The organism is Fructobacillus sp. EFB-N1 (genome assembly GCF_001038455.1).
Classification (GTDB): domain Bacteria; phylum Bacillota; class Bacilli; order Lactobacillales; family Lactobacillaceae; genus Fructobacillus; species Fructobacillus cardui.
The window spans coordinates 1-22708 of the sequence record NZ_LDUY01000021.1 but is presented as its reverse complement, the minus strand read 5'-3'; the positions used below and the strand labels follow the sequence as shown (position 1 = coordinate 22708).

The following is a 22708-nucleotide window of genomic DNA, read 5'->3' as shown; positions in this document are numbered from 1 at the left end:
GACAGTCGCCCCTCTTAATAGTTTGTATCAATCAAGCCGTCCGCATACAAACTTTGGGCAGCAGCAAAATCAAAAGCCTGACCAATTTGGCCAAAGTCAGCTGGCAAAACCAAGGCTCCTGGCTTATCAGGTGCCCCTGGCAACTTCAATTCGCGGCCAGAAACAATCATGCCGGCTGACGGTACACCGCGCAAAGCACCATCCCAAATAATGGCACCTGAAGGCATCATCGAACCAGGTTTAGCAACCACGACACGGATTCCTTCTTGCATATTCGGGGAACCAGAAACGATTTGGAGGCTTTCACCATTGCCAACGTTTGCCTGTGTCACGTGCAGGTGATCAGAATCAGGGTGAGCAGTCATTGAAATAACTTCGCCCACAACCAAGTTTGATTGTTCAACGGCAATAGCATCGTCAAAACCAGCATCCTGCAAAATCTGGTTAACTTGTGCCACTTGGCTTTCCGTCAAAAAGACTTGACCAGCTTGGTCGGTCAATGCCAAAGCTGCACCGACACCTTCAATGTTGATGCCCAATGTTTGCTTACTTTCGGCATCGACAACCTTGGTCACCTGCCCCTTGGTTTCTTGGGCAACCTTCCCCGTTGCTGGGGCAAAGGTTAACATCAAAATATCGCCAACTGCTGCTTGATTATAAACTGCAATCATGATTTTTTATCCTCTGTTTTCAAATATTTTCGATCGCTGGCTGTCCGCTCTTTAGGCAGACAATGAATCCAGGTAAGCCAGTAATAACTGGGCTGATTTTTGGCCGGCCTCGACAACAAACTCGTCAAAGGTCACAGATGATTCACCATTGGCCAAATCAGAAACGCCCCGCAAAACAATAAACGGCACGTTAAAGCGCGTTGCGACCTGCGCAACGGCTGCCCCTTCCATTTCGGCCAAGAGGACCTTGGGGAAGTGTTGTTTAATTTCTTCTTTTTTGTCCTGCTGAACAAAGCTATCACCAGACACAATCAAACCAGCCTGGCTATCCGTCAAGGCCTCAAATGCTTTAACCAAATCCGCATCAGCCTCGAAGTAGGCTGGTTGGGCTGGCAACTGACCAAAATCATAGCCGAAGACTGTGACGTCGGCATCAAAGTATGTCAACTTCGTACCGATGACCAAGTCACCAATAGCCAATTTCGGCTGCAATGCACCGGCAGAACCGGTGTTGATGACCACGTCCACATGGAAGACCTGGGTCAAAATCGTCGTTGCCGTTGCGGCAGCAACCTTACCAATCCCTGATTCCGCTAAAAAGATTTCTTGACCGGCATATTCACCGACCAAAACTGTTAAATCAGCAAAGCTTTTTTCGACGGGGTTTTGAATAGCATTCGTCAATGCCTTTTTTTCTTCCGGCATTGGGGTAATAATTCCAACTTTCAAAGTAGGTGTCCTCACTGATTTTTAATTAAAGTTGACAAAGAAAAAGAAGAGATAAGTCAAGACAATCAAAGCCGCCACAAAAATCATGCCACGGTTATAGCGGTATGCTAGGCGGTCCGTCTTACCCTTTTCCGTTAATTCACCATTTGATCCGAGTTCAAAGCGGCCTTTTTTCGTCAAGCGCATCTCGGCTCGATTTTCTGGTTCTACCACTGTGATTTCATCCGGATGAGCCTTTTCATATTCGCGTTCAACCTGTCGACGCATCTTTGCCCGCTTCTTATCTTCACGGCTTTGCCGTGACCGGGTGAAAAAATGATTATTTGCCATTTGTTAATCTCCAATTTGTCCAATAGAAATAAGCCGTCAATGTCTTTTGATCATTGAGTTCACCTCGTTGATACAGTACGGTCATTTCATCATGGGAAACCGTCAATAGGTCTAAAGATTCCCCGTGGTCCTGTGGCAGTTGATCATCATTTGCTAGAGCCGTCATATCGGTTGCCAGGTAAAGGACAATTCTTGCATCCGTAAAGCCAATGGCTTCATAAACGGTCGCAAACTTAGTCAAAGAACGAGGATGAAAACGAATCTCTTCGTTCAATTCCCGGATAGCTGCCTGTCGTGCAGATTCCTCTTCGTTACCATGGTCGCGATTGTCTACTTTTCCAGCCGGAATTTCTAGGACAAAGTCATCAGCTGCAGCGCGCCATTGACGAACTAAAATAGCGTGATCGGCATCTACTAATGGCAAGATACCAACGGCCAAGGCATGGTGCACGATATCGCGTTGCGCCTGACTACCGTCAGCAAGTTCCACCTGGCGCTTCTCAACAGAGAAAATCTTACCCTGGTAAACGTCCTGCTTTGATAAAAACCGTTCTTTTTCCGCCATGCTTAGTCCTTTCCGTCGATAACCCGGACTTGAGCAGCTTGAAAAGCGTCCTTGCCTTGAACCAGGACATAAGCTACTCGTTGCCCCTGGTGGAGAGATTTAAAACCATCTCCAGCAATGCCGTTAAAGTGGACGTAAACGTCCGGTCCCTTTTGATCGGGTGTGATATAGCCATAGCCGCGTTCGGCTTGCCAAATTTTTACTGCTCCATATTTCATAGCTCTATTATAGCAAAAAACGGCCTGAATCGCTTGGTAAAAGTCTTCTTTCTGTAAAATCAGGACCAAAATTTGCCAACAAAAAAAGACGACCAAAGTCATCTTTCAATCCTGATTTGTTTTAAATAATGGCAATCAGGATAAAATTAATTAAGAAGAAGGCGGTAATCACCAACAAGATTGGTGACAACGTCTTAAATTGCTTTTGAGCAATCTTAACCACAATATAGAAAATAAAGCCGGCGGCAATTCCATAAGAAATTGAATAAGAGAAGGCCATGAAAATTGACGTAAAGAAGGCTGGCAAGGCAACCGCCAAATCCGCCCAATCAATCTTCTTAAATTCAGCCATCATCATGATTCCAACTACAATCAAAAGCGGTGCAATGGCGGCCGTTGGCACAATTGAGACCAATGGTGCCAAAAAGAGCATCAACAGGAAGCCAACTGAAGTCACTACGTTGGCCAAACCAGTTCGACCACCCGCGGCGACCCCGGTCGCTGATTCAATAAAAGTTGTTGTATTCGAAGTTCCAACAGCCCCAGCCAAGGTCGTCGTAAAGGTATCAACGACCAAAGCCTTATCCATCTTAGAATTGAAGGAGTTATCAGCAACAAAGGCTTCTTGATCTTCCTTGGAGAAGATACCCGTCTGGTTACCAATTCCAATCAAAGTTCCAATGGCATCAAACAAGCCAGTCAAGCCCATGGCGAAAATCGTAACGACCGCCAAAATGGTCTTTTGCCAAGTACCAAAGAGTGACTGCATGCCGTGTGGCCCAAAGGCAGCACCAAAGGTTGATGAAAATTCAGAAAAAGCGTGTGGTAAAGAGGTGGCTGCTGACATATGCACGTCTGTCACACCCATTGGGATACCAATCAAAGTCGTTGCAACCAACGTAATCAAAAATGCACCTGGGACCTTTTTAATCAACATAAAGGTCAACAAAAGCAAGCCAATCAAGGCCAAAAGTGCTGGTGATTGCGTAAACTTCGTTAATTCTGGCGTTACCCCACCAGAGGCCAACAATGAAGTCAATGGTCCGTGAACTGACCCACCATTGTAGGCCTTATCGTTAACGGTAATCAAGTTGTTGCCGTCAATCACAAAGTTGATGAAGCCGGCATTCTTCAAACCAATATAGGTTACAAAGACACCTAACCCACCACCGATTGCGGCCTTTAACTCAGTTGGAATGGCTTTCACAATTGCTTGACGACCATGGGTTAGCGTAATAATGACATCCAAAATTCCAACCAAGAAGACGATGGCCAAAGCCTGTTGCCATTTAAAGCCAAAGCCAAAGACAATGGTATAAGTGAAGTAGGCCTGCATCCCGATTCCGGGAGCTAGGGCAAAGGGAACGTTGGCATACAAGCCCATCGCCAAGGTTCCAAAAACAGCAACGATAATGGCTGCCACGAAGACAGCCAAAGCCGGCATCCCCGTTTGTCCTAAAATTTGTGGGTTCAAGAAGAAAATGTAAGCCATGGACACGAAAGTCGTAATCCCGGCAACCACTTCACGGCGCACCGTGGTGTTATTTTCCTTGAGTTTAAAAAATGATTGCATGATATCCGGCTGGCAAAGCGCCGGCTCCTTTTCTTATTTTTTTGATAACTGCTGATATCCGCCACAGCAGTGGTGCACTTTTGTCTTAACTATCTCACGGTCCTGCTGAAAAATCAAACATTAGCGTTCTGACAGTCTTACTTCAAAAGCAGACGTTGACTATCTGGTGGTCTTGCCTAGAAAAAAACGTAACCTGTCTGACTGCCCTACTTGAAAATCAAGTATCAACCACCCGACAGCCCTATCTAAAAAGTAGACACGAACCATCTGATAGCCTGACCTAAAAGTCAAACAAAGACAACTGATTTTCATCCGGCAAGTCCGAGATGACCGAGTGCAACGTTAAGAACTCGATGATGGTCTGGGAGACCTTCCCCCGCTTTTTCAAGTCTTCCTTACTGATAAACTTCTTTTCGGCACGGGCTGCCACAATTTGCTTGGCCACGTTGTCACCCAAACCAGGAATCGTTGAAAACGGTGGGATTAATTCATTACCATCAATGACCCAATCCGTCGCTTCTGATTGGTAAAGATCGACCATCTTAAAGGAAATTCCCCGTTCTAAGGCCTCATTGGCCATCTCTAATACGGTCTGCAAATCTTGGTCACCCTTGGTGGCATCATTACCGAGGTCACGAATCTTGGCGATGACTGATTTAACCGCTTCCTTACCACGAGCCATGGCAACTACATCAAAGGCCGAAGCCCGGACTGAAAAATAAGTCGCGTAATAGACCGCTGGGAAGTAAACCTTAAAGTAGGCAATCCGCAGCGCCATCAACACGTAGGCCGCCGCGTGGGCCCGAGGGAACATATACTTAATCTTCAAACAAGATTCGATATACCACTCCGGCACCTCATGCTTGCGCATCAGTGCCTGGTACTCATCAGTAATGCCCTTACCCTTTCGAACCTTTTCCATAATGTTAAAGGCATCTTCTGAAGGCAGTCCATAACCAATCAAATCAGTCATAATTTTATCACGGGTTCCAATCACCGTCGCGATTGTGGCTGTTCCGTTTTCAACTAAGTCGTGAGCATTCCCCAACCACACATCCGTTCCGTGAGACAGACCAGAAATCTGTAACAATTCCGAATAGGTGTGTGGTTGTGTATCTTCCAGCATGCCCCGCACAAAGTTCGTTCCAAATTCCGGCAACCCAAGGGTCCCGGTCTTCGAATTAATTTGCTCAGGTGTTACCCCTAAGGCCTCGGTTGAGGTAAAGAGGCTCAAAACGCCGGGGTCATTAGCTGGAATTGACTGTGGGTCAATCCCGGACAAATCCTTCAGCGTCCGGACCATCGTGGGATCATCATGTCCCAGAATATCCATCTTCAAAAGATTATCGTGAATGGAATGATAATCCATGTGGGTCGTTTGCCACAAGGCCGTTTGGTCATCGGCTGGATATTGCACCGGCGTGAAATCATAAATATCATAGTCGGCTGGAACAATTAGAATACCACCGGGGTGCTGCCCCGTCGTTCGCTTGACCCCGGTAATCCCGGAAGCCAACCGTTCTACTTCGGCACCACGGTAATGCTTATCATGGTCACGTTCGTAGGCCTTCACATAACCAAAGGCCGTCTTTTCAGCCACGGTCGCAATCGTGCCGGCACGGTAAACCTTCTTTTCCCCGAACATCACCTTCATATAGTTATGGGCAATCGGCTGGTAGTCACCCGAGAAGTTCAAATCGATATCAGGGACCTTATTTCCGGTGAAGCCCATGAAGGTTTCGAAAGGAATATTTTGCCCGTCACCAATCAGCATTTCACCAGGATGGTTTGGGTCTTCCTTATCAGGCAAATCATAGCCCGAACCATACTTCTTTTCATCGGCTAACTCAAAGTAATCGCCATGAGCCGACCGATAATGTGGTGGCAAGGGATTAACTTCGGTAATTCCAGACATCGTGGCCACGAAGGATGATCCAACCGATCCACGAGAACCAACCAGGTAGCCGTCCTTATTGGACTTAGCCACCAGACGTTGGGCAATCATATAGTGCGGCGCAAAGCCATTACCGATAATTGACTTCAACTCCCGGTCGATTCGTTCTTGAATCAACTCGGGCAGTGGATCACCGTAAGCTTCCTTGGCAGCAGCAAAGGTCTTTTCGCGTAATTCATCACCGGCTTCTGGAATCTTAGGTGGAAATGATCCCTCCTTCAACGGTGAAATATCCTCCACCTGATTTGCAATGGCGTGCGTGTTCGCGATGACGACTTGCTTGGCCTCATCCTCACCCAAGAAATCAAACTGGTCAAGCAAATCTTGGGTTGTGCGGAAGTGCAAATCCGGCAAGTTTGTTCGGTTCAACGGATTTCCTGGTTGTGATCCAATCAGAATGCTTCGATAAATTTTGTCTTCGGGGTTCGTATACTTGACGTCGCCCGTTACCACAACCGGCTTATTCAATTCCTGACCAAGCTGAATCATTTCCTTGATCAGCTTTTCCAGCTTACTTATATTGGCAATCAGTTGGCTATCCAACATTGGCTGATAATTCGCCAATGGTTGAATTTCCAGGTAATCGTAAAAAGCAGCTTTTTTCTTAGCCGCTTGGTAACCCTTTTCAATCAGCGTGACAATCACATCACCATCAGTATCACCGGTTCCAATCAACAGTCCTTCCCGATATTTAACCAGAACTGACCGCGGAATTCGTGGCACCTTGTTAAAGTAGAGGACGTTTGATTCCGAAACCAGGCGATACAGATTTTTTAGGCCAGTCTCGTTTTGCACCAAGACAGACAGGTGAAATGGCCGGCCATGACGCCAAGCCCCACCATCGAGCATATGGTCGTTTAACTGATTCAGATTTGATAGGTCAAAGCGTTCCTTAGCCTCTTTTAGTAACTTCCAAGCCAAGTGGCCGGTCGTTTCGGCATCGTAAATGGCGCGGTGGGCCTGCTCCAACTCGATACTAAACTTCTTGGCTAAAGTACCCAAACGGTAAGACTTATAGTCGGGATACAGCCAACGCGTTAGGGTCAACGTATCGATCACAGGATTTGAAATCGCTTCTTCATTATATCGGTCATAGGTAGCATTCAAGAAATCCACATCAAAAGTCACGTTATGACCAATCAAAATTGTCCCAGCGGCCCATTCCCGAAAGGCATTAATCACATCCTTTTCGGGTTTGGCGTTAGCCACCATGGCATCGGTAATCGACGTTAGGTTCGTCGTAAATTCGGACAGTGGGAAACCAGGATTGATATATTCTGAGAACTTGTCAACCACGTTCCCCAGTTCCATCTTCACGGCCGATAATTCAATAATTCGGTCCGAAACGGCCGACAACCCCGTCGTTTCCAAATCGAAGGCGACATAGGTTTGGTCCTTAGCCAAAAGGTCTAAGTCTTTGGTGTTATAGGCAATCGGATCACCATCCTCAACGACGTTGGCTTCCATACCATAAATCATTTTCAAATTATGCTTTTTGGCCGCAGCAATCGCCGTTGGATACCCTTGAACGTTGCCGTTGTCCATGACCGTCAGCGTCGTCTGGCCCCAATTTTCAGCAAGGCCGGCCAAACCGTTAAAATCAGTGACCGCATCCATCCCAGACATATTGGTGTGAGCATGCAGTTCGATGCGCTTTTCCTCGCCCTCATAGGGTTCGGATCGCTTTTCGTGGTCAACGACTTGAAGGTCATAGATGTTTAAGGCTAATTCGCGAGCGTAGGTATCTTCTTGCACGTTTCCTCGGACCTTCACCCACTGACCCGCCTTTAATTGATCGAAGACAGCCTCGTCCTGCTCATTATTTGAAAACTTCTTCGCCGTAATTGATGAAGAGTAGTCCGTAATCTTTAAGGTCATTAATTTACGACCAGACCGCAGTTCGCGAACTTCATCGGCAAAGACAAAGCCTTCAACGACGACCCGCGACTCCTCACCATCAATTTCCTCTAAGCGAGTGACCGGGATATCCGCGTTAATAGCGCGGCCAAGGCGCAGTGCAACCCCAGATGCAGACTTCTTTGGCTTGGCCGCATTGGCCTTTTCAATGGCCTGATTGATACTTTCTTGAACAGCCTGATGGTGAGACTGGTAATCTTGCGACAACTTTTCCTGCATCTTTTCGTCGATTTGGATGGCAAAGGCCAAATCAGGCAAGCCAAAACTTTGATAGACACTCTGTAATTCAGCCAAAATGTTTTTCGTCATGGCAGCAGCCAAATTAGGCATTGCCGTGGCAATCAATACCTGACGGTCTTTCGCCAAATTGATTTGAGAAGAAGCCGCTAACTGTTGCCCAACGGCAAAAGGCAGACTGGTTTTGGTCAAGGCGAGGTGAAAATAGTCGCGAATCACTTCGTCGCTAACGGTTATATCAGCCGCTTCAATAGCCAAATCAACTGAGGAAACGTGTTGGAAGTTTCCTTTTAGACCTTGGGAAAAGCTCAGATAAACCTGGAATGGCAAAACCTGATTTACTGCCAAGACAAAGCGCCAAGACTTTTCAACCGGATTAACCTCAACTGCCTTTAAGTACCCACCTTGAAAATACGCCCGGTTCTCTTCCCCTTGCTTCGTTTGGGTGAGTAATTGTTCTAATTGTTCTTTTGGGCTCAGCGGCATACAAAAACCTTTCTATGACAGCAAAAAGCCGATCTACATCGGCTTTTTGTCAAACTTACTGTGCATCTTCTTGCCCATCTAATAAGACAGCAATCGATTCATTTACTTCTGAAATACGCATTTCAAATTCAGATTGGGTACCACGGACAGTGACTTCCACAATCCCTTCACCAGCCTTCTTACCAATCGTAATGCGGATTGGCAAACCAATCAAATCAGCATCGGCGAACTTGACACCTGGACGTTCCTTACGGTCATCAACCAAGACTTCTAATCCTTGGTCAGTCAATGAAGCTTCCAATTCAGCCGTGACCTTGGCCTGGCCATCATCCTTCAAGTTGATGGGCACAAGGTGAACATCGAATGGCGCAACACTTGCTGGCCAAACCAATCCCTTGTCGTCACTCTTTTGTTCTGCAATCGCTGCCAACAAACGAGAAACACCAATGCCATAAGAACCCATAATCATGTCGGTATTGCGGCCATTTTCATCAAGCACTTGGGCACCCAAGGCCTTTGAATACTTTATTCCTAATTTGAAAATGTGGCCAATTTCGATTCCCTTGGTGAATTGTAGCTTTCCCTTACCGTCAACGGAAAGGTCACCTTCCTTTGCCGTCCGAAAATCAGCAACCTGGTCATCAGCCAATTCAACATCGCGACCCCAGTTCACGTTCAAGAGGTGCTTGCCATCTTCATTGGCTCCTGCGGCAAAGTTGAGCAAATCAGCGGCACGCTCGTCAACCAGTAATTGAACGTTTTCTGGCAAACCAACTGGTCCTAATGAGCCAAATGATGCCCCAACAGTTTCCTTAACCAATCCTTCATCGGCCAATTCAACTTCTGGATAACCCAAATGATTTTGGACCTTAACCAAGTTCACTTCAAAGTCACCAGTTGTCACAACAGCAACCAAGTCTTGGCCAGGAGTGATAACCATGATTGTCTTCACTAGCTGAGCTGGATCCTCATCCAAAAGTTCTGCCAATTCTGCAATCGTTTTTGCATTTGGCGTATCAATCTTTTGTAATTCAGCTAATTCTTGACCCTCTTGTGGATTTTCCTGGCGAACATAAGCATCCTTGGCCATTTCCAAGTTAGCTGCATATTCGCTTTGATCAGAATAAACAATCGTGTCTTCCCCAGCAGCTGCGGGTGCTGAGAATTCCTTTGAATCAGAACCACCCATGGCACCAGCATCACCAACGATTACCCGGTAATCAATGCCAATTCGATCAAAGATTTTCACGTAAGCTACTTCCATCTTCGTAAAGGCAGCATCCAAACCAGCTTGATCAGCTGAGAATGAATAGGCATCCTTCATAATAAATTCACGCGTCCGCAAAAGGCCAAAACGTGGACGACCTTCATCACGGAACTTGGCTTGAATTTGATAAACCAATAATGGCAACTTCTTGTAAGACTTCACATCGTTAGCAAAAAGTTCCGTAAAAGTCTCTTCGTGCGTTGGACCCAAGATAAAATCACGGTCCTGACGGTTCTTAAACTTATATAAATCCTGACCGTAAGTCGCATAACGGCCTGACCGCTCCCACAATTCAGCTGGCAAAACTTCAGGCACCAACATTTCGTTGGCATCCACCGCATCCATTTCTTCACGGATGATGGCTTCAATTTTGTTCAACACACGCTTTGCCAATGGTAAGTAAGCAAACATTCCAGCTGTAACGGGTCGAATATAACCGGCCTTCAAGAGCAACTGATGTGATTTTACTTCGGCGTCAGCGGGAATCTCCCGCAAGGTTGGCATGAAAAGCTGTGATTGTTTCATAAAGTCCTTCTTTCGACTAATTTTAATTAATAGGCAATGGCCTGTCATGAAAAAGCGAATAACATTATTTGTAAATCATTATTGACCCAAGTCCTTAATGGTCACTAGGATCATCAAGACAACCAGCAAGGCTGTTCCAGCACCAGTCAATGTTGTTGCTAACCAGGCAGGCGCAGGTCGCCTGAAGATTCCTTCAATAAGGTCTAAAAAGATTTTACCACCATCTAATGGCGGAATTGGTAAAAGATTGATTAAGCCCAGGTTAACCGATAGCAGTCCCAGCAAGGCTAGCACCGTAACAAATCCTTGGTGCGATGCCTGGGCAGTTGTCTTGGCTAACATCACGGGGCCACCCAGTTTGTTGATTGAAAAGCCACCCACAAAAAGATCCTTGATTCCGTTACCTACTTGGGTAAACCATGTACCCGTATTGAGGAGAGAAAACTTAATTCTTGACAGCGGATCGCGGTAACTTTTCACCCCAACCCCGATTCGAATTTGTTTTTGTCCTGAAACCTCGATCAATTCAGGCGTTACAGTTTTATTCAATGTCTTGCCTGACCGACTGATTTTCAATTGCAGTGATTGGTCGGCCTTCTTCGTCACCTCATTAGCAAAATCAGTAAAGCTCTGAACGCTTTGACCGTTGACTGCCAAAATCTTATCGCCAGGCTGGATACCAGCCTGAGCGGCTGGTTCACTCTTGACCACCTGGCCAATAATTGGTTCATTAAAGTGAACTGAAGTCAAGGCAAAACTTAAGATTCCGGCAGCTAAAATAGCCAAAATAAAGTTCATCGCCGGCCCCGCAAAGTTAATCAACAACCGTTTCCAAACAGGCGCTGATTCAACCCACGTGCTTGCGGGAGCAATACGCGTAGTAATCCCCTCTTGGTCGGTCTTAATCGCCGTTTGGGCAACCGTCAACGTTTGCAAGTTTTCTTCATCCTGACGGTAACCGGTCATGGTCATGTCATGGACCAAATCAGCTGAATCGACTTGGAAAAAGAAGCCGGGGCCATCCTGGTCAACCCGCTCATCCATGCTTTCAACTTCGCCGGCCTGATTTAAGACCAGTCGAAAACGCTGCCCAGCTTCGAGCTCATCCTTTTCCATCTCGCTCGCCATGCGCACATAGCCACCCACGGGTAAAAGACGAATCGTATAAGCCGTTTGATTCTTATACCATGATAAAATTTTTGGGCCCATGCCAATAGCAAATTCACGAACCAAGACACCTGATTTTTTGGCGACAATAAAGTGTCCAAATTCATGGAAACCGACCAACAGGCCAAAAACAATCAAAAAAGCGATAATCGCAGTGATGTTCATTTATTTCATCCTTAAAAATAGCTACAAAGTTCTTGTTCTAATTTAGCTGAAAAAAAGCAGCCAGACAACAGGTTTTGGATGTTACTGAAGCATCCCCAAGACAGCCATCAAGGGCATCACGACCAACATCGAGTCAAAGCGGTCTAAGATACCACCGTGGCCTGGCAAAATCCGGCCAGAATCCTTAACGCCAAAGTGACGCTTCAAAGCAGATTCAATCAAATCGCCGATTTGACCAGCGATTGACAGCAAAACAGCCATGATGACCAAATCCCAGACGGCATATGGCAAAGCATTGGTCAAAGCATACAAGGTAACCACAACAACCACCGCAATCACTGTCCCACCAACAGAACCTTCCCAGGTCTTGTTAGGTGAGAGGTTCGGTGACAGCTTGTGTTTACCAAAGGCTTTGCCGACAAAGTAAGCAAATGAATCTGTCAACCAAACCAAAAGCATTCCGAAGAATAAGACGGATAAACCACGGAAATCAGCCAAGTAGAAATAGTGGAATCCTGTTCCAATATAAACCATGGCCAAAAATAGCGTACCAGCATCCTGGAAATTAAAGCTCTTCTTAGCAAAAACCGTTCGAGCAAGGAACAAAAAGGCCAGACCGTAAATCACGGATTGGCTATTAACCGTTGCCGGCCAAAAACCACTTTGCCAAAAATCTTTCGGCAGGATGATAGCGACAACTCCGATATAAGAAATCAGGGCTTCAAAAGAAACCAATAGCGTGTGGGTCATCTTCAAAACTTCACTCATCGCCACAATTCCCAAAGCAATGGTCAAAACTAGCAATGGTAAGTCCCCAATAATAATTAAGGGAATAAAAACAATCAAGGCCAAAACGGCCGTAATAATCCGCGTTTTCATCGGAATTTCTCACTTTCAAAATTTAAATCTTTTTTTCGTTTATGCCACCCTCTTTTGCATCCGGGTAGTGACTAGATGTCGTGATTACTGATTTTATGAGCTGACCTTACCAAAGCGACGATCACGCTTGGTAAAACTCTCCAGTGCCAATTCCAACTGTTCTTGGTCAAAATCAGGCCAAAGAACCGGCGTAAAGTAAAACTCCGAATAGGCGGCCTGATAAGGTAAGAAGTTCGAGAGTCGTTCTTCACCAGAGGTCCGAATAATCAAATCAGGATCGGCCAAGTCACCTAAGAAGCCTGTCGTTAATTCAGCAGCAAAGGCCGCTGGGTTAATGTCTTCAACCGCCATTTCGCCTTCCTGCACCTTTTTAGCCAGTACAGCTGCGGCATCAACAATTTCTTTTTGGCCACCATAGTTCAAGGCAAAGTTCAAAACCATCCCAGTATTTTGACTGGTTTGTTCCTTAGCGTCGTAAACCGCCTTTTTGGTTGCTTCGGGCAAGGCATTAATATCACCAATGGTTTCCACCCGAACGTTTTGTTCAATTAGCTCTGGCACAAAGGTATCAAAGAAAGTGACCGGTAGCTTCATTAAAAAGGAAACCTCATCCTTGGGTCGGGACCAATTTTCCGTTGAAAAGGCATAGAGTGTCAAAACCGAGACACCAGCAGAAGAGGCTAATTTAGTAACCGTCTTGACCGTCTCCATCCCTTGCTTATGACCCGCAACCCGGGGCATATGCCTTTTTTTGGCCCAACGACCATTTCCATCCATAATAATGGCTAAGTGCTTTGGAATCTTTAATTCATTTAAGACCAAGTGATGACCGACTAAATGTTTCTTTTTATGTGAAAATACCTTTGCCAACAGGCTCATCGTTTTGTCTCCGTCCGACTTTCGTCATTTAATTCATTCCTCACTATTTTACCAGAAAAAAGCGGGCAAACAAAAAAATGTCGGCTAAAATTCGCCGACATTTTGGTTACTAGTGTTGTTTTTTGATGATTGGGCAGCCAAACACTTTATTGAACCGTGACTGATTTTGCCAGGTTACGAGGACGATCAACATCCAAATGGCGGTCCAATGTTGCATAATAAGCAATCAATTGGGCTGGGATAACAGCCAAGATTGGCATTAACAATTCTTCCACTTCAGGCAAAACAAAAGCATCGCCATCCTTAGTCAAGCTCTTTGAAGCGATCACAACCGTATTAGCACCACGGGCAGCAACCTGAGCCACTTCACCACGGAGTAATCCGGCCGTTTTCTTCTGCGTCAACAATGCGAAGACCGGTGTGCCATCCTCAATCAAAGAAATCGTACCGTGCTTCAATTCCCCGGCTGCAAATCCTTCTGTCTGCACGTAAGAGATTTCTTTCAACTTCAAAGCCGCTTCCAAAGCAACCGAAGCATCCAAGCCACGACCGATATAAAAGGCTGACTTTTGGTCCTTTAAGGCCGTTTCGGCAATCTTCTTAAAGGTTTCCTTTTCGTCCGTGATAGCTGAAATTTCAACAGCAACCTTAGCCAATTCGGCCTTCAAATCAAAGCCAGGGTTCCCCAAGGCTGAAGCTAAGATGGCTTGAACCAAAACTTGGGCTGTATAGGCCTTGGTTGAGGCCACGGCGATTTCTGGGCCGGCCAAGACTGGCAAGGCAAAATCAGCTTCGCGGGTCAACGTTGAATTCATCACGTTGGCCAACGTCAAGGCTGGGAAGCCCTGCTTCTTGACGTTATCCAACACTTCACGAGAATCAGCCGTTTCACCAGACTGAGACAAGAAGATAAAGAATGGCTTAGCTGACAACATTGGTTGGTCATAAGCAAATTCCGAAGCAATGTGCACTTCCGTTGGAATCTGCGCCCATTGTTCGAAGTAACGCTTTCCAACCAAACCGGCGTGGTACGAAGTTCCAGCTGCCACAATGTACAGGCGGTCCGCTCCCTTCATCTTGTCGGTGATGGCACAACCGATTCCTTGCAACTGTCCCTCTTCATCGAAGTAATGAGCAGCAATGTTGCGAGAAACGACCGCTTGTTCATCAATTTCCTTCAACATGTAGTAAGGATAAGCACCCTTATCAGTGTCTTCTGGGTCAATTTCCAATGTAAAGTGTTCACGGTCAACTGGTTCTTCATTAGCGTCATAGACGGCCACTGAACCTGGCTTGATAATGGCGATATCTCCATCACGCAATTCGATAAATTCCTTGGTCACGTCAATCATCGCAGCGGCATCAGACGTCACCACGTTCCCATGGTCAGAGACACCAACCAAAAGTGGTGACTTCTTCTTAGCGGCAAACAAAGTACCAGGTTCCTTCGTATCAATCAACAAGAAGCCATAAGCTGAGTTGTCACCCAACAAAGAAATCATCTTCCGGAAGGCTTCAACGTTTGACAAACCATCTTCAGTAGCAAACTTGTCAACCAATTGAACAGCAACTTCCGTATCCGTTTCAGAAACAAAGTGAACACCTGGCAAGTATTCAGCCTTCAACTCTTGGTAGTTTTCGATGACACCGTTGTGAACCAAGTAAAAACGGTCATCGGCTGACTTTTGTGGGTGGGCGTTTTCAATCGTCACGTTCCCGTGGGTTGCCCAACGAGTATGCGCAATACCAGAAGTACCAATAAAGCCGTTGGCCTTCGCCTTTTCAGCTAATTTGGCAACCCGGCCCTTCTCACGAATATAGGCATCATTGCCTGCATTATCCATCAGATAAACACCGGCAGAATCGTAACCACGGTATTCCAACTTTTGCAAACCATGCAAAAGACATGGCAAAGCCTGTTCAACACCGGTTACTCCAACAATTCCACACATACAAAATTTCTCGCTTTCAAAAAAATTGGTTTGGTAATACTTTTTAAGTTAACAACTGCTATTCTATCAGTATTCATGGCTTAGTCAATCCCAAAATTAATAATTGGTATAGACTAAATGACCAACAGTAGTCAACTTTCTTCACACAGCTGATTTTCCAGGCGTTTAAATCAGTTCCAAAGCCCGGCTGACATGTGCTAAACTAGATAAAATTCAAAACGAAAAAAGGAGTGCACAATGGTACAGCAAGTCGATTACCGTCTTACCGGCGGTCAAGTCTTAAACGTTTTTAATCAGGAATTTGAGGAAAAGGATGTCTGGATTAAAGACAAAAAGATTATCTTTGTCGGTGATAACCAGGACTTGGAGGCCAAGACCACTATCGATTGCCACGATCGCTGGCTCGTGCCCGGCTTTATCGATGCGCACCTTCACATCGAATCATCTTTGCTAACCCCTTCTGAATTCGGCCGTCTTTCTCTTGAAAACGGCGTTACCCGAATCTTCGCCGACCCACACGAAATTGCTTCCGTGGCCGGTATTTCGGGTATCCAGTACATGCTCGATTCTGCCAAGAAGACACCATTGCACATCCACTATATGTTGCCATCTTCCGTGCCAGCCACGCCCTTTGAGCACGCTGGTGCCATCTTAGATGCGGACGCCCTGCGTCCCTTCTACCAACATCCAGAAATTGCCGGTTTAGCCGAAGTAATGGACTTTCCAGCAGTCGCTAACGCCCAGGACGATATGTTGCAAAAGATTGCAGATGCAAAGGAGGCCCACCGTCACGTTGATGGCCACGGGGCTGGGCTAGGTCCGGCTGAACTAGCCATCTACCGCGCCTATGGTATCGACACCGACCACGAGGCCACCAGCAAAAAAGAAGCCCTCGACCGTGTTAACGCCGGCATGGCCGTCTTCTTGCGCGAAGGAACCGTTGAACGCGACGAGCTCGCCCTCCTACCGGCCGTAACAAAGGCCAACGAAGGTCACTTCGCCTTTGCTACCGATGATAAATCAGCCGCGGACATCCAAAAAGAAGGCTCCATCAACTTCAACATCGCCTTGGCCATCGAGAATGGTCTCACACCCGAATTGGCCTACACCCTGGCTTCTTATAACGGTGCAACCGCCCACCACCTGCAAAATGTCGGTGCCTTAGCTCCTGGTTTCGAGGCCGATTTGGTCATACTGACTGATCCAAAGCAAGTTACCATTGACCAGGTCATGGTCGGTGGCCAATTCTTTCAAAATGAGCAAGAAGACGTCTTGCGCCTTCCCGGTCAGCAAATCAATTTGACCTTTAGCAAAGCCGATTTGGCCTTGCCATTAGATGCCAGTAAGCCAGCCCACGTGATTGAAATTGAGCCCCACCACATCACCACGAAGCACCAGGTCGAAATGGTGCCAGTTGATGCAGACGGTCAATTCGCACCAAACGAAACCTTTGCCAAGGTGGCCGTGATTGAACGCTACCACGACCTCGGCCACGGTCTGGGTATCATCAAGGGCCTTTCTCTAAAAGATGGCGCTATCGCCTCAACCATTGCTCACGATTCCCACAACTTGATCGTTGCTGGTGTCAATGACGACGATATGGTCTTGGCCGTTGAAACCCTCAAGAAAATCGGTGGTGGCCAAGTGGTTGTCAAAAACGGTCAGGTGACGACCTTACCATTACCTATCGGCGGTTTGATGTCTGATTTGCCTTACGAAGGATTAATTCAAAAGCAGCAGACCCTAAACGAAGCCTTTGCCAAAATTTCACCGCTAACCTTCGATCCGTTCTTGACCCTTTCTTTCATGGCCCTGCCCGTGATTCCTTCATTGAAAATTACCGACCAAGGACTCTTTGACTTCGCACAATTTGCCTTTATTCAAATTCAGGATTAAACTATTTCTCATGCAAGCTATTAATATTACTCCAACCGAATTACTTAACGTCCTCGCCGGCCAAGAAGTTACAGCTGACGAAAAGATGACCGGCCAGTTCCTCCTAGTTGCTAAGGAAAATCAGGACCTCCACCTGCCGTCAGCCATGGCGGGTGCCGTCGCCGATATCGCGCTCGGCCAAGTCCAGTTACAAACTTTGGTCCACCCCATGAAAATCGCGGTCAACTTACCCGATTGGACACCCTACCAGATTGAAGAAAGCTTCTTAACCAAGGAGCCCCATAACTGGTTTGGCCCCGAAGCCATTGTGATTGAAAAGCGTTTCGACGACTTTACAAAGGAATACGAAGGTCCTCGCGATGACCGTGGTGGCATTCCACGAACGGCGATTCCAAAGAACATCGCCGAGCCACTCCTCATCGAAGACGCCTACTGGGCGGCCTACAAGACCTTTGTCAACGATCCCGACGGTTCGTTCGCTAAACAAATCGTGCCCTTTTTCCAAGAATAATTTATCAAGCAATTTTGCGCCAACCCATTTGGGAAGGCGCTTTTTTGATGGAAATTTAGACACTGCCTGCCAAATCCCCCGTCAAATGCTCAAAAAATAAGCACTTAAAAAGCGAAACCACCATTCACTTCGGCAGTTTCGCTTTTTCTTAGCTTTATTTATTCATCAATTTTCTTGCTAACATTGACATGACGTGGACGGGCCCCGTCAGCCGGTCCAATGTAACCAGCATTTTCGAGGTCGTCAACCAGGCGGGCTGCCCGGTTATAACCAATCCGGAAGCGACGTTGGAGCAATGAAGTTGAGGCCTTCTGCTGGTCAATCACAAATTCTAGTGCTTCCTCGAACAATTCATCATCCGAATTGCCGCCACCACCGTTTTCATCCTGGGCGACTTCCTCATCGGTCACCGTCATCTTCTCATCATAAACGGCATCTTGTTCGCCCTTGACGAAATCAACAATGGCGGTCACATCCTGATTTGAAATAAAGGCGCCCTGCAGTCGCTTATGAGCCTTGCCAGGTGGGGCAAAAATCATGTCTCCGCGGCCAAGCAACTTTTCGGCCCCGTTCGTATCCAAAATTGTCCGCGAATCGATTCCCGATGCCGTTCGAAAGGCGATTCGACCGGGAATATTCGACTTAATCGTTCCATTAATCACCTTCACGTCGGGACGCTGGGTCGCCAGAATCATATGGATTCCGGCAGCTCGCGCCTTGGCTCCCAAGCGGGCAATCGAAACTTCAATTTCAGAGCCAACCGTTGCCATCAAATCAGCAAATTCATCGACAACCGCCACGATGTAGGGCAATTTCGTCATGATGGCGTTGCCGGTTTCCTTGGCATGAGCATTGTTGTCGTCAACGGCCGCATTATACTCACCGATATTGCGCTTGCCAAATTGAGCCAGCAGATCATAGCGGTTTTCCATTTCATCTACTAACTTTTGCAGCGACTTGGCTGCCTTACGTGGATCGGAAACAACGGGCGTCAACAGGTGCGGAATACCATTGTAAATCGATAACTCGACCACCTTAGGATCGACCATCATCAGCTTTACTTCGGAAGGCTTGGCCTTTAAGAGCAAGGAAATAATGATGCCGTTCAACCCAACTGATTTTCCAGAACCCGTGGATCCAGCAATCAGCAAGTGCGGCATGGCTGATAAGTCCACTGACACGATATTGCCAGTCACATCACGGCCCAATGGAACCGTTAGCAAGCCCTGGTCTAAAGTGTTGGACTGCTCAATCATCGAGCGAAAACCAACGACCGCCTGCGTATCGTTTGGCACTTCGATGCCGACGTAGGGCTTTCCAGGGATTGGCGCTTCAATTCGAATTGATTTCGCCGCTAAGGCCAAAGCCAAGTCATCCGCCAAATTCGCAATCCGGTTGACCTTCACACCCTGACCCGGCTTGAGCTCATACTGAGTAACCGTTGGTCCCAAGGAAACCGAGGACACGGTCGCGTCCACGCCAAAGGATTGTAGCGTGTCATGGACCAGACGAGACTTCGCATTCAAACTTTGCGCCTCCTTAGTCTGGTCAGTCGGCTGAGTCTTTGTTAAGAGTGAGGTTTGTGGCAACTGGTAATCATCGTCATCCACAGCACTAGCATTAAGGTGTACGTCCTCATTTCCCTGCGGAGTAACGGGTTGGGCTGGTCCAGCTGGAGTAGGTGCTGGGCTTGGCGTTGTCGGCGCCTGCCAGTTAATAGTTGGTTCAACCGGGTCGGCACCTAAATTCAATCCTTCTTCTACTGGCAAATCAGCACCATCACCGTTAATATCTTTGGCAGGGTCGGGGAAGAATGGATCTGCTGCCGGTTCATCCGCCCTTGGCTCCGTTTTACTCAAGCCAAATGGGTGGTCACCAAATTCTGTCAAATCCTGTTGTTTCTTCTCAGCCAGCAATTGACGCTGATCGCGCTTTTGACCTTGTTGCTTTTGGAACTCCGTAAAGTTTTCATGGGCCTTGGCAACACCCTTTTGTGCCAAGTCACGAGCGGGCAAACGAAAAGTGACAATTACACCCGCAATATACAAAACAACGACAATAATCGCTACACCAACGTTTGATAAGAGGGTGAAGGTTAATTGGTATAAAAGAGCCCCTAGCATACCAGCTCCAACCGGTGTTCCAGCGGATTGATTGGTCATATCCTGGCCAATCAATCGAATTACCTGGGAAGCATAACCACCACCTGGCAATTCGTTCTGTGTGAAGAACAGCATCGATGACAGCAAAACCGTTGCTAAGTAGATCATCCCCACTCCGACATAGATGCGACCTGGAATTGGATAACTTTTATCCATCACCAAATAAATCGTGGCCCAAGCAATCAGTGGCAACAAAGTAATTTGGTAAAGATTTCCAAAGAAAAAACGCACCATATCGGCTAGATAAATACCAAAAAGTCCTAATTGAAAAATCGCAAAAATTGATAATAAGATAATCGCCAGTAGGCCAACAATTTGTCCAGCAGCTCCTGCCCGACTAACTTTCTTTTTCTTTTGACTGCGACGTTTCGTCTGCTTAGCCATGAGGGTTCTCCTTTGCAAAAGACCAACTAAATAGTCTAAAAATGTCTAGTTTACTCCTTCTATCTTAGCACAGTCGCCTCTTTTGCTCCTAGTGTTTTCAGGACTGAAAACACTAGCTTTAGCGACGGTCGTCTAGACCATTTTCCTGATTTTCCCTTTACCTGCTCCTATTGTCCATGATAAACTAATTTCAACGCAAAATATTAAAATTGGAAAGGTTGATATATACCGACTAATTTTAATGTTAATTACTAGAGAATAGGCGTTTAATAGTTATTATTTTATAAATAATTATAAATTGGTACTGTTTATTTTTTAACAAATATTCTCACGAAGAGCACAGAAAGTAGGAAATTATGTTCACGCACACTCGGAAGTTACAATACAACGCCAAGCCTGATCGTCCGGACCCATTGATGGCCCGTCGTCTGCAAGAAGCATTGGGTGGCCAATGGGGTGAAACAACCGGCATGATGTCATACCTTTCACAGGGTTGGTCATCAACTGGCGATGAAAAGTACAAAGACTTACTTTTAGACACTGGAACCGAAGAAATCGGTCACGTGGAAATGATTTCAACAATGATTGGCTATTTGCTTGAAGGTGCGCCAATCTCTGATGCTGACGTTGCCGGCGATCCACTTAAGGCAGCCACATTGTCCGGTATGGACCCTGAACACGCACTGGTTCATGGTTTGAACGCCGGTCTAACAAACCCAAATGGTGCAGCTTGGAACGCCGGCTATGTAACTTCATCTGGTAACCTGGTGGCCGACATGCGTTTTAACGTTGTTCGTGAATCACAGGCCCGCCTCCAAGTTTCTCGTCTCTACAACATGACAGAGGACAAGGGAATCCGCGATATGTTGAAGTTCTTGTTGGCTCGCGAAACGCAACACCAACTTCAATTTATGAAGGCCCAAGAAGAACTCGAAGAAAAGTACGGCGTCATCGTTCCTGGCGACATGGGCGATATCGAGCATTCAGAATTCGCCCACACCATCATGAGCTTCTCTGACGGCGCTGGCTCAAAGGCCTTTGAAGGCCAGGTAGCCAAGGACGGACACAAGTTCACTTACCAAGAACACCCTGAAGCCATGGGCGGCGTTCCTGAGGTGAAGCCCGCGGACAAGCGCCTGAAGAACAACCAAGGCTAATTTTCGCCCACCAATTGGGCCCTCTCCCTTATATTTATATATGAAAGAAGCTGCTTACCTCTTCGATTTGAGAAGAAGTAGGCAGCTTTTTTGGTGGATTGAAAGTTTACTAATTTTGTCAGCAAATAAACTTTCTGATAATTTCCTTTCTATTCTAAATATTGAATTTCTAAATCATTACTATCTATGCATAACTAATTTCAAAAAAATTTAATAATTCAAATTATTGCAAATATTTAGCCATATTTATCAAAAATCTACCAAAAATAGAATATAGTAATTCTGATAAAATACCGGCAAAAATTACATTCTTGTTGCTATTCATTTTTGTCCTAAATATTACTTAAAATACTTATTTTTTACATCAAATTTCCATGTGCTGTTAAATATTATTTTTCCCTTCAAATATCTTCACGTTTACTCAATGCCCTTAAAAGCCTTTTGTATCGTCAATCGAAGAATCGTCCACATTAATTGGATAACATTCAATATGGAATATATAACTAACGACAAGAAGATGACAGCAACATAGTCCATTATTCTTTTGCCTGAATAATTAATATTGACTGACAGCGCAATCAAAGATATCAATGATACAACTCCCCACGATATCAAACTAACCAAAAACGGTGAGAAAAATACATATATTTCGTTTACTTTCCTATTGCTGTGTTCATAATCGTCATGTGCATAAAAATTTAGCATTGGTTCAGTTACAATAAGTTTGATAGCCGCCATCATAGCAAATGAAAACGAAATGGCAGTAATAGATCCACTAAAAATCACATTAAACGGAATAATTATTTTTAATTTAAAAAAATAAACCACCAACAACAATAAAGCCATCAATATTAATGTTGTAATAAAAGAAAAATCTAAAAAAATATATCTACTGGTTACAACAAGCAACCGAACGGGTCCGAGCTTGGTTATCTTCTTGTTATTCCCCTCTATCCATTTTTTCTTCATTTTCGTCTGCCTCATCAATATTTTTATACTTTGTAATGAATGCTTTCATTATTTTTTTAGTTGGCAGATTACAAGTTTAATTCGAACAACTCCGAAAAACTTCTAGTGGCGTCTG

At 45.9% G+C, this 22708-nt stretch carries 17 protein-coding genes; 3 read left to right on the top strand and 14 right to left on the bottom strand.

Annotated features, from left to right (window positions below; genetic code table 11):
- Positions 1–14 precede the first annotated feature (14 nt).
- The 12 genes from ytpR to glmS form a co-directional block, all read right to left on the bottom strand.
- Positions 15–671, bottom strand: coding sequence for a YtpR family tRNA-binding protein (gene ytpR / locus FEFB_RS05540; protein WP_047975245.1), 657 nt, complete (start codon positions 669–671; stop codon positions 15–17).
- A 51-nt stretch (positions 672–722) separates the two neighbouring features.
- Positions 723–1400, bottom strand: a complete 678-nt coding sequence (locus FEFB_RS05535) for a 5'-methylthioadenosine/adenosylhomocysteine nucleosidase (RefSeq protein ID WP_047975244.1) — start codon at positions 1398–1400, stop codon at positions 723–725.
- Positions 1401–1421: 21 nt separating this feature from the next.
- Positions 1422–1730: a hypothetical protein gene (locus FEFB_RS05530; protein ID WP_047975243.1), complete on the bottom strand. Its 309-nt coding sequence runs from the start codon at positions 1728–1730 to the stop codon at positions 1422–1424.
- Positions 1720–2295 carry an NUDIX hydrolase gene (locus FEFB_RS05525; protein ID WP_047975242.1) on the bottom strand — a complete coding sequence of 192 codons (576 nt, stop codon included), beginning with the start codon at positions 2293–2295 and terminating at the stop codon, positions 1720–1722. The genes FEFB_RS05530 and FEFB_RS05525 overlap by 11 nt, the downstream gene beginning before the upstream one ends.
- 2 nt (positions 2296–2297) lie before the next feature.
- Positions 2298–2513, bottom strand: coding sequence for a cold-shock protein (locus FEFB_RS05520; protein ID WP_047975256.1), 216 nt, complete (start codon positions 2511–2513; stop codon positions 2298–2300).
- 121 nt (positions 2514–2634) lie between these two features.
- Entirely contained in the window at positions 2635–4086 is a 1452-nt protein-coding gene (locus tag FEFB_RS05515) for an NCS2 family permease (RefSeq protein ID WP_047975241.1), read from the bottom strand.
- Between the two features lie 280 nt (positions 4087–4366).
- Positions 4367–8680, bottom strand: a complete 4314-nt coding sequence (locus tag FEFB_RS05510) for a PolC-type DNA polymerase III (protein ID WP_047975240.1) — start codon at positions 8678–8680, stop codon at positions 4367–4369.
- Between the two features lie 55 nt (positions 8681–8735).
- Entirely contained in the window at positions 8736–10472 is a 1737-nt protein-coding gene (locus FEFB_RS05505; RefSeq protein ID WP_047975239.1) for a proline--tRNA ligase, read from the bottom strand.
- Between the two features lie 78 nt (positions 10473–10550).
- Positions 10551–11804: an RIP metalloprotease RseP gene (gene rseP, locus FEFB_RS05500; protein WP_047975238.1), complete on the bottom strand. Its 1254-nt coding sequence runs from the start codon at positions 11802–11804 to the stop codon at positions 10551–10553.
- Between the two features lie 81 nt (positions 11805–11885).
- The gene (locus FEFB_RS05495) at positions 11886–12683 is read right to left on the bottom strand and encodes a phosphatidate cytidylyltransferase (RefSeq protein WP_047975237.1); all 798 of its coding nucleotides are present in this window, start codon (positions 12681–12683) and stop codon (positions 11886–11888) included.
- Between the two features lie 93 nt (positions 12684–12776).
- Positions 12777–13562, bottom strand: coding sequence for an isoprenyl transferase (locus FEFB_RS05490; RefSeq protein WP_082131922.1), 786 nt, complete (start codon positions 13560–13562; stop codon positions 12777–12779).
- A 146-nt stretch (positions 13563–13708) separates the two neighbouring features.
- Positions 13709–15514, bottom strand: a complete 1806-nt coding sequence (gene glmS / locus FEFB_RS05485) for a glutamine--fructose-6-phosphate transaminase (isomerizing) (RefSeq protein WP_047975236.1) — start codon at positions 15512–15514, stop codon at positions 13709–13711.
- A gap of 237 nt (positions 15515–15751) precedes the next feature.
- Between glmS and ade the strand changes: the two genes are divergently transcribed.
- Positions 15752–17410 carry an adenine deaminase gene (gene ade, locus FEFB_RS05480; RefSeq protein ID WP_047975235.1) on the top strand — a complete coding sequence of 553 codons (1659 nt, stop codon included), beginning with the start codon at positions 15752–15754 and terminating at the stop codon, positions 17408–17410.
- Between the two features lie 10 nt (positions 17411–17420).
- Positions 17421–17921, top strand: coding sequence for a hypothetical protein (locus FEFB_RS05475; RefSeq protein WP_047975234.1), 501 nt, complete (start codon positions 17421–17423; stop codon positions 17919–17921).
- 158 nt (positions 17922–18079) lie between these two features.
- On the opposite strand, the gene FEFB_RS05470 is transcribed toward FEFB_RS05475, so the two are convergent.
- The gene (locus tag FEFB_RS05470; RefSeq protein WP_047975233.1) at positions 18080–20467 is read right to left on the bottom strand and encodes a DNA translocase FtsK; all 2388 of its coding nucleotides are present in this window, start codon (positions 20465–20467) and stop codon (positions 18080–18082) included.
- 356 nt (positions 20468–20823) lie between these two features.
- Between FEFB_RS05470 and FEFB_RS05465 the strand changes: the two genes are divergently transcribed.
- Positions 20824–21624: a manganese catalase family protein gene (locus tag FEFB_RS05465; protein WP_047975232.1), complete on the top strand. Its 801-nt coding sequence runs from the start codon at positions 20824–20826 to the stop codon at positions 21622–21624.
- A 417-nt stretch (positions 21625–22041) separates the two neighbouring features.
- Here the strand turns inward: FEFB_RS05465 and FEFB_RS05460 are convergent, their stop codons facing one another.
- Complete coding sequence (locus FEFB_RS05460; protein WP_047975231.1) at positions 22042–22593, bottom strand: hypothetical protein; 552 nt, start codon at positions 22591–22593, stop codon at positions 22042–22044.
- Positions 22594–22708: the final 115 nt, after the last annotated feature.